The 14,357-nt window shown below is 41.9% G+C and carries 16 protein-coding genes; 2 read left to right on the top strand and 14 right to left on the bottom strand.

The genetic code is table 11. The annotated features are described in order from the left end of the window. Positions 1–19 precede the first annotated feature (19 nt). The 9 genes from H153_RS10180 to H153_RS0107970 all read right to left on the bottom strand — a co-directional run bounded on the left by H153_RS10180 (position 20) and on the right by H153_RS0107970 (position 7,867). Positions 20–190: a hypothetical protein gene (locus H153_RS10180; protein ID WP_022847591.1), complete on the bottom strand. Its 171-nt coding sequence runs from the start codon at positions 188–190 to the stop codon at positions 20–22. 14 nt (positions 191–204) lie between these two features. Beyond that, positions 205–366, bottom strand: a complete 162-nt coding sequence (locus H153_RS10215; RefSeq protein ID WP_022847592.1) for a hypothetical protein — start codon at positions 364–366, stop codon at positions 205–207. Between the two features lie 23 nt (positions 367–389). Then, positions 390–2,918, bottom strand: a complete 2,529-nt coding sequence (locus H153_RS0107940) for a cytochrome c3 family protein (RefSeq protein ID WP_022847593.1) — start codon at positions 2,916–2,918, stop codon at positions 390–392. After that, positions 2,918–3,724 carry an NHL repeat-containing protein gene (locus H153_RS0107945; RefSeq protein ID WP_022847594.1) on the bottom strand — a complete coding sequence of 269 codons (807 nt, stop codon included), beginning with the start codon at positions 3,722–3,724 and terminating at the stop codon, positions 2,918–2,920. The genes H153_RS0107940 and H153_RS0107945 overlap by 1 nt, the downstream gene beginning before the upstream one ends. A gap of 4 nt (positions 3,725–3,728) precedes the next feature. Then, positions 3,729–4,469 (bottom strand): hypothetical protein, encoded by a 741-nt coding sequence (locus tag H153_RS0107950; protein ID WP_022847595.1) that lies wholly within the window; start codon positions 4,467–4,469, stop codon positions 3,729–3,731. Continuing rightward, positions 4,469–5,392 carry a cytochrome c gene (locus H153_RS0107955; RefSeq protein ID WP_022847596.1) on the bottom strand — a complete coding sequence of 308 codons (924 nt, stop codon included), beginning with the start codon at positions 5,390–5,392 and terminating at the stop codon, positions 4,469–4,471. The genes H153_RS0107950 and H153_RS0107955 overlap by 1 nt, the downstream gene beginning before the upstream one ends. A 1-nt stretch (position 5,393) precedes the next feature. Continuing rightward, positions 5,394–6,506 (bottom strand): hypothetical protein, encoded by a 1,113-nt coding sequence (locus tag H153_RS0107960; protein ID WP_027720108.1) that lies wholly within the window; start codon positions 6,504–6,506, stop codon positions 5,394–5,396. 37 nt (positions 6,507–6,543) lie between these two features. Continuing rightward, on the bottom strand, positions 6,544–6,912 hold the full coding sequence (locus H153_RS0107965) for a hypothetical protein (RefSeq protein ID WP_022847597.1): 369 nt from the start codon (positions 6,910–6,912) through the stop codon (positions 6,544–6,546). Positions 6,913–7,072: 160 nt separating this feature from the next. After that, positions 7,073–7,867, bottom strand: coding sequence for a purine-nucleoside phosphorylase (locus tag H153_RS0107970; RefSeq protein ID WP_196799803.1), 795 nt, complete (start codon positions 7,865–7,867; stop codon positions 7,073–7,075). Positions 7,868–8,061: 194 nt separating this feature from the next. Between H153_RS0107970 and H153_RS09660 the strand changes: the two genes are divergently transcribed. Further along, positions 8,062–8,487, top strand: coding sequence for a transcriptional repressor (locus tag H153_RS09660; RefSeq protein WP_022847599.1), 426 nt, complete (start codon positions 8,062–8,064; stop codon positions 8,485–8,487). A gap of 6 nt (positions 8,488–8,493) precedes the next feature. Here H153_RS09660 and H153_RS0107980 read toward each other — a convergent pair whose 3' ends face one another. The 5 genes from H153_RS0107980 to queF all read right to left on the bottom strand — a co-directional run bounded on the left by H153_RS0107980 (position 8,494) and on the right by queF (position 13,509). Further along, positions 8,494–9,927, bottom strand: coding sequence for an aldehyde dehydrogenase family protein (locus tag H153_RS0107980; protein WP_022847600.1), 1,434 nt, complete (start codon positions 9,925–9,927; stop codon positions 8,494–8,496). Between the two features lie 12 nt (positions 9,928–9,939). Then, positions 9,940–10,968 carry a GGDEF domain-containing protein gene (locus tag H153_RS10000; RefSeq protein ID WP_022847601.1) on the bottom strand — a complete coding sequence of 343 codons (1,029 nt, stop codon included), beginning with the start codon at positions 10,966–10,968 and terminating at the stop codon, positions 9,940–9,942. Positions 10,969–11,087: 119 nt separating this feature from the next. Continuing rightward, positions 11,088–12,137, bottom strand: a complete 1,050-nt coding sequence (locus H153_RS10115) for a GGDEF domain-containing protein (protein WP_022847602.1) — start codon at positions 12,135–12,137, stop codon at positions 11,088–11,090. A 21-nt stretch (positions 12,138–12,158) separates the two neighbouring features. Next, positions 12,159–13,016, bottom strand: coding sequence for an MTAP family purine nucleoside phosphorylase (locus H153_RS0107995; RefSeq protein WP_022847603.1), 858 nt, complete (start codon positions 13,014–13,016; stop codon positions 12,159–12,161). A gap of 4 nt (positions 13,017–13,020) precedes the next feature. Beyond that, positions 13,021–13,509: a preQ(1) synthase gene (queF, locus tag H153_RS0108000; protein WP_022847604.1), complete on the bottom strand. Its 489-nt coding sequence runs from the start codon at positions 13,507–13,509 to the stop codon at positions 13,021–13,023. Positions 13,510–13,628: 119 nt separating this feature from the next. Between queF and H153_RS0108005 the strand changes: the two genes are divergently transcribed. Continuing rightward, on the top strand, positions 13,629–14,342 hold the full coding sequence (locus tag H153_RS0108005) for a metallophosphoesterase family protein (RefSeq protein WP_231378267.1): 714 nt from the start codon (positions 13,629–13,631) through the stop codon (positions 14,340–14,342). The last annotated feature ends 15 nt before the right edge of the window (positions 14,343–14,357 follow it).

Below are 14,357 nucleotides of genomic sequence, written 5' to 3' on the forward strand. Positions count from 1 at the left end.
AAATGTCTCTCCTATAAATTTAGTGCCCACCACCGAAGAAAAGATGGAAGAGGTGAAGCCCCTGCTTCATACAATTTATAGACACCATACCTACCGTAAGTATAGCAACTATGAGTTCAAACGCAGATATCCAGCTTTTAAAGAAGTTTATTTTTCCCATCTTACTATGAAACTCTCCGCTATGAGCCATTCCTCACCTCCCAATTATAACCACATAAAGAATGATTGAGCGTACCAGTGAACAAACTTAACAAACCAGACAAGTATCCATGGAAGGAAAAGGATGATAAATACAGCCGCAAGCACTATCCAGGCCTTCTTCCATGAATATCTTTCAAACTCCTTTGCAGTCATCTCTTTAGCCATCTGCAGCTTCCTCCTGCTTTAGTTTACTTATAGCTTGATGTGGACTGCCTAACCTCCTTTTTATGGTACCACATGTACCTAATAAGAGCCTCGTCGCCGTGGCAGTCAACACAGGTGCTTCCAGCAATCGTCCTATTTCTTAAGAAGTAAGTTTTTCCATGTATGTGTGCATCGTGACATGTCTCACACGCAATTGCCCCAGCCCTCTTCACTTCTGTGCCATTCTCCGCAAATATAGGCCATTTACCTTTCCTGCCGGGTCTATCCTGGGCAACAATATCAAAGTCAGCCCTTGGATGGAAGAAGTATTCAACTGTAGCATTTTCTGCTACGCCACCTTTGCTGTGACAGGTGAGACAGTAGGATGATGCTCTATCAACGGTTTCGCCGTTAGGATATGTAAAGTTCTTAAGTTCAATCTTCCACAGGAAAGCACCTTTAGCCTGGTGAGGTACGTGACATGCAGAACACATCTGCCCATTAACATCATGACCTGTCCCTTTAATTGCCGCTTCTGTCTTGTGACATGAGATACAGAGCTTGCTTCCCCTGTTTGTAACCCTGAGGAATGGTTTACCGGCAGCGCTACCGTGCGGATCGTGACAGCTTGCACAGTCAACAACACCTTCACCGGGAACGCCTGTCTTCTGATTAATAGCAGGAACAGCGTCCGTTTCAACTTTCCCACCAAGCGGATGCGAAATTTTACCGGTCGTGAGGCTTGCAGCCATTTTACCGGGAGCGTGACAGGAAGTACACTGTCTCTCGTTAATCGTCTTGCCTTCACCAAGCTCTCTATTCCAGAGAGTCGGACCTTTAGGATTGTGGGGTGTATGGCAAGCAGAGCACTGCCCGTTTTTCTCAATACTTTCACTTTTAGCCACAAGATAGTGTGCTGTTCCTTTAAGATTTTTATCTTTATGACACTTAAGACAGAGGGCTGAATCACCCTCGACCGGCACAATGAGAGCATATGGATTACCGCTGTGCGGATTATGACAGCTTGCACATGTAACAACTTTGCCGTCTTTTGTTCTGACATCAATTGGGTGATCTTTAAACTTGCCCGCCATAACTTTCGCTCTGGCTACGCCGCCTTCACCGTGGCACGCCATACAGAAAGCTGAAACGTTATCAAGGCCTTCTCCTCCTCTGATACCTTTAAGGTATGCACCGACTGCCTTGTGTGGAACGTGGCAAGCGGCACACCTTCCAGCATTCCTTGGCGTTTCTCCGAGAACATTTCTATTGTCAATGGCACCGTGAACACCCTTTTTACATGCACAGTTGCCTGGATGACATCTACTACACAGGTCTTTTTCTGGCACCCTGAGGAAACTGCCGTTTGCCCTGTCACTCTTTGGAGCACCAACGGCACTCCACTTGTGGGGATTGTGGCAGGTAACACAGGCAACCCTGCCCTTTTTGAGCGGCAGAGACCTAAACTTCGTTTCAACATTTGTTGGGTGGGAAATAGTACCCATGTCAGGTGCTTCACCGCCAGGATAGTGACATGAAATACACATTCTATCTGCGTCAGACGCCTCAAGATAAACAGCATAAGCTGTGGCTTTATCATTAAGCTTTCTACCCCAGAGGTTTGCACCGACTGCCTTGTGCGCTGTATGACACTCAAGACAGGCGTCTTTGTCTGCGAATCCATGTTTTGAATGGAGAATGGTCTTCTCTGAAACGTGACAGGCAACACAGAGAGACTTGGGTGATTCTGCAAGGAGCCTCTTTTCATCTGAATGGTGAACCTTGTGACATGTGTAACACTCAACCTTACCACTATCACCAAACTTTAAGCCTGTGTCAGAAGGCTTAACACCAAGAGAATCTACAGCAACAAGAACCGGGTGAGACATTTTATTCCTGTGCTCAGGTGAATTGAGCTCCTCTGTGTGGCACACTGAACAGAGCTGAGAATCTTTATTTGATGTAATAAGCGCATGTTCACCCTGACCTTTGTGGGCAGCGTGACATGACTGACAGGTAACTTCTCCATCCTTACCGACCCTGCCGTGTAGAGACTCTATCTTGGCTATAACGGATGAAGACATCTTTCCTGCAGTATCGGCAAGGATAGGATGGTTACCGTGACCTGTATTGTTCTTGTGACAATCTATACACATGCTTGAATCTGTATTTTTAAACCGCATGAAGGTGTAGTCCAATTTGTCCTGGCTGCCGACCTCTGAGTGAGGCGTATGACAGGTACCGCAGAAAAGCCTCCCATTATGGAGAGGGAACTTCTTGGGAATCTTCATATCTTCAGGAACTTTAACATCAACAGGGTGGGAATGCTTACCAAAGTTAAGGAAAGTTAACCTGTCATCGGCCATAGAGCCGTCATGACAGGTTAAACACATTATCGTATCCCCTGCCATTAAAGTCCTATCGGTAAGAAGCCTGGGAGAACTCACCTTAGCTTCCAGCAGCCAGTTCTGGTGACAAACCAGACAGTCCTTCTTCATGCTCTTCTCAAGCTTCGCATGAGAAACTGTTGGTATCGCAACCACTGATAGGAGAATAGCTAAGGTCTTCCTCATTATTTAACCCCTTGTACATTAAATGTAAGTATCTTGTTTTTCAGAGGCTCAAGAACGTAAAGAACACCTGCATCGTAAGCGATGGATATTGGATATTGAAGTCCTTTAGCAACAACACCGTCAAAAGCACCGTATGGATTGAAGAGCTGAACAGCACCGTTAACAACATCGGAAACGGCAACTTCACCGTTGAAAACGGCAATGCCTTTAGGCCTGTAAAAATCACCCTCTTCTACGCCAAAATCACCAAATACTCTCAAGAAGTTGCCATCCTTATCAAAAACCTCAACCCTGGCATTAATAGAATCTACCACGTAAACATTCTTTCCATCGGTAGCAATCATGAAAGGCGAAACAAAGTCTCCAGGAACAGAGCCTTTCTCACCGATCTGCTTAACCACTTTACCACTTTCAATAGAAACAACTTTCACACAATCATTCCTGGCATCCGTGACCCAGAGGTTGTTTCCGAGTCTAACAACATCTATAGGCCTGCCGGAAACATCAATGCTCTTTTTTAGCTTTCCGTCCTTTGAAAAAATCAAAACCTTACCGGATTGAGAAGCAACATAGATGCCATTGCTGTCAACAGAAATACCATAAGGATTGTTAGCCTTTATAGTCCCGACTTCGTCACCATCCTTATTTAAAACAACAATCCTCCCATTAAGACCGTCAACCACATAAACCTTTCCCGCTGAAACAGCTATATCGGACGGGAACTTAAAGTTCCCGCTTATTTCTCCGGCAAAAGACGGAACAGCGAAAGAAAAAATTGCAAACAACACCGCTATTAAAAATCTCATCGCCTTACCTCTTCCAGATGAAGTTTGGGAAGTAGATCTTTCCTTCCTCAAGTAATCCCTTAACGACTTCGTTGTTCTCAATCTCGTTTATCCTCTCCTGAGAAAATCCGAGTCCAACAAGGTTAAGAGGATTCCTTCCTCTATGACAGTCTGCACACTTGTAAGGATCCTTTGCAAGATTGTTGTAAATCTTCGAAACAGCTGCTGCATCGTGGAGCAATCCTTCGTTACCCTTTAACGGAATATCAACCGGTTTTCCGTTAATAAGTGGCGTTATTCTTGCATCACTGTCAAGGCCTGAAAGCGCAACCCTATCACCGACCTTAACGTATCTAACGCCGTACATATCTTCCGTATTTTTTACTACTTTCATCTTTCCATCTTTTGTTATCTCAACCCACGCATATGTGAGCCCCGCCTCCTTATAGTGGCATACTGTACAGCTCATAAACGTTGAGTGAGCATTGTAAAAAGGCGCAAGTGTTTCATCTTTCGTGTGCGCTGCGTACGAGTGACATGCAACACAAACATCCCTTACAGGATACTCATAACCGTTCGGCGCATGGAACGGCTGAGGATACTCAGATTTCTTTGGAAACTGAGGCTTTTCTTTTAACTGTTCCTCTATTTTCTTTTCCCATCCTGAAATGTTTGAAGGTGAACCCTTCAAGAGAGGGCTTATTACACCTTCAGCAAAAGCCGCAACAGGAAAAATAGCTGCTATGACAAAAACAAGTTTTCTCATTATGCTGCCTCCTCGCTAAGTTCCTTTTCAAGAAGGTGATGTGCGTACTCGTGAATTTTGGCAACAATCTCTTCGTTAGGCAGATTTTCTATAGACTTAACAAATTCATACCTTTCTCTAAGAGCTGGATACTTCTCAAGAAGCTCGGGCTCATGCTCGGCTGTTCTCTTGATGATTCTTCTCCATGAGCGGGGCCTCTCTTCCATCCACTCAATCTCAGGTGAAATACCTGTAAGCCATATCCAGTCCATCGGAAACTTGTGCGGACCGTAATGAGTCATGTAGAGGTGAACAAGGGCAATCCATCCAACGGCAACTAAAGCTTCGTCACCGTGCGCTAAATAAGCTATCTGAATAGTAACAGGAGGGAGGTGCAAAAATCCCGTGAAAACTTCCGGAAGCCACAGAATCCAGCCTGTAATACCAATAGCAAGCATACCCCAGCCAACTGCGAAGAAGTCAAATTTATCAACCCACATCCATTCATCATAATCTGGAGGTGATTTTCTAAAGCCAAGAAGATATTTAAAATAATGAACTACCGTAATATCCGAAGGACCTGGAAGAAGTCTGTAAGTATCCCAGAACCCATACTTTTTGACCCTATCCCTGTTGGCTATCATAAACATTATGCAGTAGAAAACGACAAAGAGGAAGTCAAAAAACATTATCGCACCGTCCACTCTATGCATTATCATCAATCCATTTATCCCTCCCAGGGCCTTAACAATGTACTTTGCCCAAGGAGCATTCCAGTACTTAAGGGGAAAACCTGTGATGACTTGAATAATCATCGTCATGATACCTACGTGCATAAGCGACTGTATTGTCGTCCACTTTTCGACATAAAACTTATCACCATCAACGATGATAAGTTTCTCATAATCCTCTCTCATTCTGAATTTTTCTTTAAGCCATCCCATGTTACTTCCTCCTCACGAATTTGAGGGTATCGAGAATAACAACTATCGCTGCAAAGAGAATAACTTGAGCAGCCATCCAGAACATTCCCTCTTCAACACCCCACGCTATTGTTTGAGAAAGATCCTCACCAAGCACAGGGTCAACGTGAACCCACTTGGTCTGGGCAAAGTTTTTCATATGATACTTGGGAGCAAGTGGGTGACACTCTGTTGAACGACCACATGTCATTTCAATATTCCTTGGATTAATGGATGACCTTGGATCGTCTTTGTGGAAGATATCATGGAAGTTTCCACCTTTGTTTGTATGACAGTCAAGACAGTCTGCTGCCCGCGTATCTGACCTGTCAAGATACAACATCTTTGAGTGCATTGTTTTTTCGTAAGAATCGACTGCCTCAAGTATCCTCTGCTTCAGGTATTTATTATGAATACCCTCCACTTCAATAGCTTCTTCCATTTTCTTCTCGTTCTCATGACAGCTTGCACAAAGTTCAACAATTTCCCAGCCGTCTCTCCTTGTCTTCACAAATTGAGAAACGTAGCCGTTTCTAATTACTGGAATGTCCATTCTGCTTGCCACGTGTGCAAGCCTATCAGCTGACCACTCCTTGTTCGTATGACAGAGATAACATCTGTCAAAACTTCCTTCAAGAGTCTCGAATTTCTTGATGTCAACAAGAAGTCTGTTGGTGTGACAGTACTGGCAGTTTGGATAAAGATCCGGAGCCTTTTTGTAATTTTTACCGTGCACACTCTCTTCCCACGTCTTATAGACGGCAGCATGGGAAAACGGCCTTTTCGTTGCCGGATCAATCACGTGACACTTTGCCGCACAGTTTACTTCTCTCACGACCGCCCTGTTGTGAGGATAAGACGTCGCCTTTGTGTGACACTCAGTACAGTGGATGTTTCTGTGAACTGAGTGAAGATACTTTGCATCGTTAATGCTGCAGTCCACAATTTCCTTCTCACCGTTTTCCTTTACCTCTACAACTGACAGCCCCTTAAGTCTGTGACAGTAGAGACATCCATCGTCTCCTATGTTCACATTTGCACGGGCTGTTCCACAGAGGGTTAGCATTCCCAACAAGAACATTATGAAAGCTCTCACTCCAGACCCCCTACACTATAAGTTTCTTGTTTCCTTCTCATTGAGACACTCCCTGGGCATGACACGCCCTACAGCTTGCCACACCCGGTTTTAAGAATTTCTGAGAGATCACCTCTGCCCTTTTCACATCAGGAACGTGCATCTCCACGTTAAAGTGATGGCAGGGTAAACATCCGTACTTTGAAATCACAGCCATGTGTTCCCTGTGACTGAACCTGGCAAGCGTTAGCTCCTTTTCCGGTACGGTTACCTTTGGCTTAACCTCTTCAACCTTTTTCTCTACCCTGGGTTTCTCTTCCTCTGTTTTATTTTCCGTTACAGGTTTTTCCGTAACAGGTTTTGTCTGAACCGTACCACATGAAGCTGCAAAAAGAACCGCCGCTGATAAAAACAGTACTTTCCTCATCTCCACCCATCCTTATGCACATTTGTTTTTATGTGAAAGGTTATTGTAAACTTCACCCCTTTTTCCACCACCATCTATGTACAAACCTCCTATCCCACCATAAAACAAACATTCTGGAAGGTATGTTAGAAAAAATTACCACCCATGTCAAGCTAATTATCTATATGTAATTGTATAAATTTATCAATGTCTGCTTTAATGTAGTTGTCAGTGCCTCATTTTTTAACCTGACGTTTTCAAGAACCTCTTCATGGGTTGTATTCACACTTAAAGCATCATTAGCAACCACAGCTACTGCACCAACTTTCATACCGTAAAACCGCGCCGCAATAATTTCCGGAACTGTTGACATACTAACGACATCCACTCCCAACATTGAAAGCATTCTTATCTCGGCAAACGTCTCATAGTTGGGTCCATGCATTGCAGCAAGCACTCCGCTCATAGCAGACACTTTAGACTTAAAAGCACAGTCTAAAAAAGCATCAATAAACTGTCTATCGTAGGCAAACTTTAAATCTACAAAAACATCGCTCCCATACGTTTTTATCAATCCTGTGAGAGGGTTCTTGCCTATAAGGTTTATATGATCCTCAACGACAACAAGATGAGAAGCGGCAGCTCGTCTCGAAACAGCCCCCGCAGCACACGTGGCTATGAAAAACTTACAGCCAAGCAGATGGGACAGGCGGGGAATAGCTCTAATCTCTTCATCGCTCCTTCCCTCATAATAGTGAAACCGCCCTGAAAAAACCAAAGCAGAAATAACACCTATGTTAACCAGCTTAAGGATTCCTCTGTGACCCGGGACGGAGGGAACGGGCATTTCAGGAATCTCATTGTAAGGTATCTCAAAAGAAACATCCCCTATTTCGACACCCGAACCAAGAACAATAGCAACGTCAAAAGCTTCTGTCCCGGAAAGTTCTTTAATGTAATCTGCTGCCCTTTTCACCAATTTCCCTCATAAAAGGTGTTTTAATCATTATACACACAAAAACCTTATCAAGGGAATTTTATAAAAAAAACAGAATTTTATCAACACCAGACAATTATCATTACCCGTTATATCTAAAATCAATTTTACAAAAATTTGCAAGCAGGTTATAATTAATAATAAATCTTATTTTTACCACGGGAGATACCTCTATGGAGAACCGCAAAAATAAGAGACAGACAAAACAAAAGATTGTTATATATCAAACAGTTATGTCATCCAAAGACCACCCGACGGCCGAGCAGGTTTACGAGAGAGCAAAGAAAGAACTTAAAACCATCAGCCTTGCCACCGTTTACAGAGTTTTGAAAGAACTGGTAAGGGAAGGAAAAATCGGTGAAATCGTCGTTAACAAACAGTCTCGTTATGACTACAAGACTGAATATCATCACCATTTTGTCTGCACTTACTGCGGTAGAATATTTGACATCGATATCCCTATATGCGACATGGCAAGAAAGTTCGTAGAGGAACCAGGCCACATCATAGAAAATGCGCAGCATACATTCTTTGGAAAGTGTAAGATCTGCGCCCGGAAAGAAAAAGATAAAACCGGCATTCCACCTTCCACACCTTAACAACCTTCAAAAGTTAATATCAAAACAGATCGTCTTTATTTCCGTCATCTCTTCAATGGCAAAAAGCGGACCTTCCCGTCCAATTCCGCTCTCTTTTACCCCACCGTAAGGCATCTGATCAACCCTAAATGTTGGAATTTCATTTACCATTATTCCGCCAGCTTCAACTTCTTCAGAAAACTTAAACGCCGCCCTTAAATCATCTGTAAATATACCTGCCTGAAGACCGTATCTTGAAAGATTAACCTTTTCTATCGCCTCATCAACACTTTTTACTCTGTTCACCACTATAACCGGACCGAAAACCTCACCGATAAATAACCTTACATCCTCAGGAACATTAATAACTATAGTCGGTTCTATAACTGTATCGGAAAGCCTTTTACCACCGCAAACAACTTTGGCACCAGCAGATACTGCCTCTTCAATCCATTCCATTATTCTATCTGCCGCTTGAACATCTATAACAGACCCCATATCGGTAGTCTCTTCAAGCGGATTACCAATCTTCAAGGTCTTTGTAAATTCAACAGCCCTGTTAATAAAATCATCAAAGAGAGAATCATGAACAAACACTCTCTGAACAGATATACAGACCTGACCTGCAAGGGCAAATCCGCCACGACAGATCTTTTCAGATACAAAATCAAGCCTTACCAATTGGTCTTTGTCAACATAAACCCCCGCATTTGAACCAAGCTCCATCGCATACTTTTTCAAACCGCCTCGAGACATTATTATTTTTCCAGTTTCAACGCTTCCCGTAAAAGTTATCATCCTTACCCTTTCATCCCTCACAAGAGCATCACCAACTTTCTCACCGTAACCTGTAATCACATTTACAGCTTCAGGTGGAAATCCTGCTTCTATCAAAATTTCTGCAAGCTTTATAACAACAAGAGATGTATTCTCGGAAGGTTTTATAACAACGCTATTACCTGCAGCAAGTGCAGGACCAACTTTGTGACAGGTAAGGTTAAGAGGGAAGTTGAAAGGTGTAATACAGCCGATAACACCAAGAGGAACTCTCCTGTAAAAACCGACCTTTCCTCTTATTCCCGGTGCTGCATCAAAATTCACTTCTTCACCAGTTATCCTTTTCGCCTCTTCCGCTGATAGAGTCAAAGTATTAACTGCCCTGCCAACCTCCCCCATTGACTCTCTTATTGTTTTTCCAACCTCTTTTGTAAGAAGTTCCGCAATCTCATAACTCCTGTTTGAAAGTATCCTTGCCGCCTTCGAAAGAATAGAGTACCTATCGTAAGCGGTAAGTTCTTTCATCTTCTCAAAACCTTTAATGGCGGCATCAACAGCTCTTCTCGCATCCTCTTCATCGCCGTCAGGAATAGTTCCGACAACAGAATTATCGTAAGGGAACAGTATTTCTATTTCTTTATCTTTAAATATCTTCTCACCACCTATCAACATGTAACCTTTCATTGCAACCTCCCTTTACTCAAGCGACTCTATGCGGTTCCCGCCACGATTCTTAGCAAGATAAAGAGCTTCGTCAAGTCTCCGCAAAAGTTCATCCATAGTATCATCATTCTTTAAAGATGTAACACCCATGCTTACTGTAATTTTACCACCTATTTTGGCAAAAATGCCATCCATTACTCTTTTCAACTTCTCTGCAAGTTTAATGGCCCCGTATATATCAGTATGGGGCGCAAAAATGACAAACTCATCATCACCCCATCTCACAATGATATCTGCACCTCTCACATTTTTTTCAATTGTCTTCACTATCTGTCTTAAAAAAGTGTTTCCAACTTCGTAACCAAAGGTTTTATTAACTTCTCTAAAATTATCTATATCAAACATTATCAATGATACTGGAATACCGTACCTTTTTGACCGGGGAATCTCTTTTTCAAGATTTTCAAGAAACCGTGCACGAGAAACTGCTCCGGTAAGCTCATCTTTGGATGTTAACCATTTTAAAAGAAATTGCTGTTTCTCCATAACCTTAGCATATAGAAATCCCCCAGCTATCATAAAAAGGTAAAATATTAGCATCTCCTGAAGAAAGTAGAGCTCATTGCCGGAGAACTGCCTGCGAAAAAGAAAATCAACAATAAAAACAACTATTCCAAAGAAAAAAGAGAGAAAAAGCGCCGTTTCTGAAGGAAACAGAATAAAAGCAAGGGCCGGGAAAAGGGCGAACCACATATACATAAACGGAACATTTTGAAAAATAACGCCCAAAAGTATGACGGCAACTGCAAACATTAAAGTAAGCTTTGAATATCCATACTTTCCTATTTTATAGAGAAAAAAACCAAAAAGGAGTATTAACTCTGCTATTAGAGAAGCTTCTACGATAACGTACTTTCCAAAGATGTAGTTTCTCAAAGCGCCAAATACCGGTACAGTCAATATGCCTGCCAGCAGGAGATAATAGAATATCGCCTGCCTCAACCCTTCAAGATCAGTTGTGTCTGTCAAACAACAAGCCCGTTTCAAACCTGCAACATTCATTCCTCAAATCCCCCTCAAAACTCTTAAAAATCCATTTAAGATTCCTTACCGACTATACAAACACAAAAAGATTTTAACAAAAATTTCTTTAATCGTTAGCAAGTACAAAGCAGAAAAATTTAAGGTGCCACTTCTACTCTATTTCTTCCCTCTCTTTTGGCCTTGTAAAGCACTTTATCCACCTTTTTTAATAAATCATCTATTGTGTCATTCTTCTCAAGCTGGGCTACACCGAAGCTAACGGTAACCTTTCCTACCTCATCAAAGTTGGCTTTCTCTATATTCTGTCTTATTTTTTCCGCTAAAACAGCCGCACCTTCTTTTTTTGTATTTGGTAAAAATATAATAAACTCTTCTCCGCCCCATCTGACCAGCGTATCTACCTTTCTTATACTATCTTTTACTATTTTAGCTATCTTTTTAAGAACTCTATCGCCGGCATCGTGACCGTAGGTGTCGTTCACCTTTTTAAAGTGGTCTATGTCAAACATAATAAGCGAAATGGGATAGTTGTAACGCCTTGCCCTTTCAAACTCACTCTCAAAATCTTCAAGAAATTTCCACCTGTTATAAGCCCCTGTGAGCATATCTTTCGTTGCGAGTCTTTGTAAAATCAACTCATGTTCTTCAAGAATCTTTGAGTAAAGATAACCGCCAAAAACCATAAAACAGTAGAAAATCAAAACTTCCTGCACATAGTAAAACTTTAGCCAGAAAGCACGGCCGTGGAGAACAAACTCAATAAAAACTATGGCAGCTCCAAAAATAATAGAAGCCCCGAGGGCTATACCGGCAGGGAATAGAACGAACGCAACGGCAGGGAAGAGCGCAAACCACATGTAGTTGTAGTGTACATCCTGAACAAGTATGCCCACAAGAATCGTAAAAACGCCCGTAATAACAAAGGCTCTTGAAAAGGCAAAATTCTTAAGTTTAAAAAATATATAGGCAACAAACAGCAAAAGTTCCGCCACCACGGAAAAAAGTGCTATCTTGGTTTGACCAAGCAATATATTGCGCAAAACTGCAACAAAAGGAATCGATACAAGTCCTATAACAATCGTGTACTTTAAAATCGTAAGTCGATAGGGCGTAAAATCTTCTCCTTCTTTTGAAGCGTTGACAAAAACGGAATACTGTATATCTCTGAAGCTGTTTTTAAAATCCATTGAAACCTCTCAACCGCAACATCAAAACCAGGTTTTCCAATCTTCACCTATCATGCCTTTTATCCTGTACCTCTTCATCGTGTCCTTACAGGGACACTTCCTGTCTTTTGAATATAGAACTTCCAAAAGAGAAAGCATAATTTCCGGAAAGCGGCTCACTGCTTCATCAACTACCTTCTTCTGTTCTTCGGGAAGCATACCCTCAAAAAGAATTCCTGCTTTAAACTCATAAGGTTTTATTCCCTCCGCATAATTAGTAACATAACAGACCGCACCGTAACACATCTCTAATTCTTTAGCCAGAAAAACTTCTGGAACAAGGGTCATACCTACAAGATCACCACCAAGCTTTCTATACATCCTTATTTCTGCCGGCGTTTCAAGACGTGGACCCTCAGTACACACGTACGTCCCGCCAGGATGAAAATCATAACCCATCTTGGTTAGCACTTCCTTAAGAGCAGCCCTTATCTCGGGGCAGAAAACAGGATTCTGTCTCACAAAACCGAGGCCCTTATTTTCAAAAAATGTATAATCTCTCTTCTTCGTAAAGTCTATTAAATCATCTGGAATTACATAATCACCCGGCTTAAATTCTTCTCTCATTGAACCAGGACCTGTCCAGGCAACGATCCGCTCGGCGCCACATTCTTTTGCTGCATAGATGTTGGCACGATAATTAACAAATGGAGCAGTAACCTCGTAATCTTTTTCCCCGTGGCGGGAGAGAAAGAGAAATTCAAAACCGGCCAATGACTTTATTTTATAAACAGGATTGGAAAGTCCAAAGGGTGTCTCTATCCGCTTCTTCCACAACACCTTACCAAAACGTTCTTTATCTAAAAAATAGGCACCACTTCCACCAAGAATCAGTATCATAAAGTTACCCCCTGTTACGCAATATCCTTGGAGGATTAATTCTGTGAAGTCTAAATCTCTCTGAAGCAAGTTCCTTAACCCAATCAATCTCCTTAAATTTCTGAACAAATGGATCTATTGAAATTCCACCGCGGGGATTAAACTCACCGTACACCTCTATGTAATAAGGTTCAAGTAGCCTGAAAAGGTCCTCTGCTATCCTGTTTACGGTATCTTCATGGAAATCTTTTGCGTTTCTGTATGAAAAAAGGTAGAGCTTCAAAGATTTACTTTCTACAAGCCACTTATCAGGAATGTACTGAATGTAAATAGTTGCAAAATCCGGTTGACCTGTTATGGGACAGAGTGCTGTAAATTCAGGACAGTTGAAAGAGACCCAGTATATGTTGTTAGGGAACCTGTTGGGAAATTTTTCAAGAACTTCCGGTTTGTAATCAAAAACATATTCAGTTTTTTTTCCAAGAGAACTCACCGTTCCAAAATCCTCTCTCATAATTGACCTCTTTTAAAAAAGTTCTGCATATACACCCAATCTACAAAATTTTAACATTTAATACATTTACGAAAAAAAGCACCTTTCACGAGTCAAACATAAGTTATAAAATTTTAATCATGATGAAGATAGGAATCATATCTGATATACACGCAAATTTGCACGCCCTCGAAGCCGTGGCAAAGGACATGGATTTAGAGGGAATAGATGAGGTATGGTGCCTTGGAGACACGATAAATTATGGAGCCTTCCCTAACGAATGCTGCCAATGGGTTATTGAAAATGTTTCCTCTTACATACTGGGCAACCACGAACTAATGCTTCTCGGGCTCGCATCCGTAGAAAATAGATATGTAAACGCATGTTTGAAATGGACAAAACAGGTAATAAGAGAAGATTACATAGAATACTTTGCTACTAAGAGTGTAATAAAAATTTTCGATGACGTAACCCTTGTACACGATAACCCCTTGTCCCCGGGGAGCATGCGGTATATTTTAACAAGAGGCGAAGCCGAAGAAGTACTCTTAAAATCCACCGCTCATGTATGTTTCTTCGGACACACTCACATTCCCATAGGATACCGTCTTTCAACTGTCGGTGCAGAGATTATCAAAACTCCAGTTTACACGATAGACTCCAGAAAACATTTGATCAACCCTGGAAGCGTGGGACAACCGAGAGACGGCATGCCTCTTGCTTCATATATAGTGCTTCAAGATAACACCCTCAGGCTAAAAAGAATCAAATATGATGTAAAAGGAGCAGCAAAAGCAATAATAGAGGCAAACCTGCCAATAATTATGGCCGCAAGACTTCTGGAAGGAGTATAAAAATCCTTAGAATTT

It is taken from the genome of Desulfurobacterium sp. TC5-1, assembly GCF_000421485.1.
Classification (GTDB): Bacteria; Aquificota; Aquificia; order Desulfurobacteriales; family Desulfurobacteriaceae; genus Desulfurobacterium_A.

Excerpts from the sequence above, each read along its gene's own strand:
- H153_RS0107965 (WP_022847597.1), bottom strand. The coding sequence starts at position 6,912 with ATGAGGAAAGTACTGTTTTTATCAGCGGCGGTTCTTTTTGCAGCTTCA.
- H153_RS10180 (WP_022847591.1), bottom strand. The coding sequence starts at position 190 with ATGGCTCATAGCGGAGAGTTTCATAGTAAGATGGGAAAAATAAACTTC.
- H153_RS0107940 (WP_022847593.1), bottom strand. The coding sequence starts at position 2,918 with ATGAGGAAGACCTTAGCTATTCTCCTATCAGTGGTTGCGATACCAACA.
- H153_RS0107950 (WP_022847595.1), bottom strand. The coding sequence starts at position 4,469 with ATGAGAAAACTTGTTTTTGTCATAGCAGCTATTTTTCCTGTTGCGGCT.
- H153_RS0107955 (WP_022847596.1), bottom strand. The coding sequence starts at position 5,392 with ATGGGATGGCTTAAAGAAAAATTCAGAATGAGAGAGGATTATGAGAAA.
- queF (WP_022847604.1), bottom strand. The coding sequence starts at position 13,509 with ATGAGAGAGGATTTTGGAACGGTGAGTTCTCTTGGAAAAAAAACTGAA.
- H153_RS0108005 (WP_231378267.1), top strand. The coding sequence starts at position 13,629 with ATGATGAAGATAGGAATCATATCTGATATACACGCAAATTTGCACGCC.
- H153_RS09660 (WP_022847599.1), top strand. The coding sequence starts at position 8,062 with ATGGAGAACCGCAAAAATAAGAGACAGACAAAACAAAAGATTGTTATA.
- H153_RS10115 (WP_022847602.1), bottom strand. The coding sequence starts at position 12,137 with ATGGATTTTAAAAACAGCTTCAGAGATATACAGTATTCCGTTTTTGTC.
- H153_RS0107945 (WP_022847594.1), bottom strand. The coding sequence starts at position 3,724 with ATGAGATTTTTAATAGCGGTGTTGTTTGCAATTTTTTCTTTCGCTGTT.
- H153_RS0107995 (WP_022847603.1), bottom strand. The coding sequence starts at position 13,016 with ATGATACTGATTCTTGGTGGAAGTGGTGCCTATTTTTTAGATAAAGAA.
- H153_RS10215 (WP_022847592.1), bottom strand. The coding sequence starts at position 366 with ATGGCTAAAGAGATGACTGCAAAGGAGTTTGAAAGATATTCATGGAAG.
- H153_RS10000 (WP_022847601.1), bottom strand. The coding sequence starts at position 10,968 with ATGAATGTTGCAGGTTTGAAACGGGCTTGTTGTTTGACAGACACAACT.
- H153_RS0107980 (WP_022847600.1), bottom strand. The coding sequence starts at position 9,927 with ATGAAAGGTTACATGTTGATAGGTGGTGAGAAGATATTTAAAGATAAA.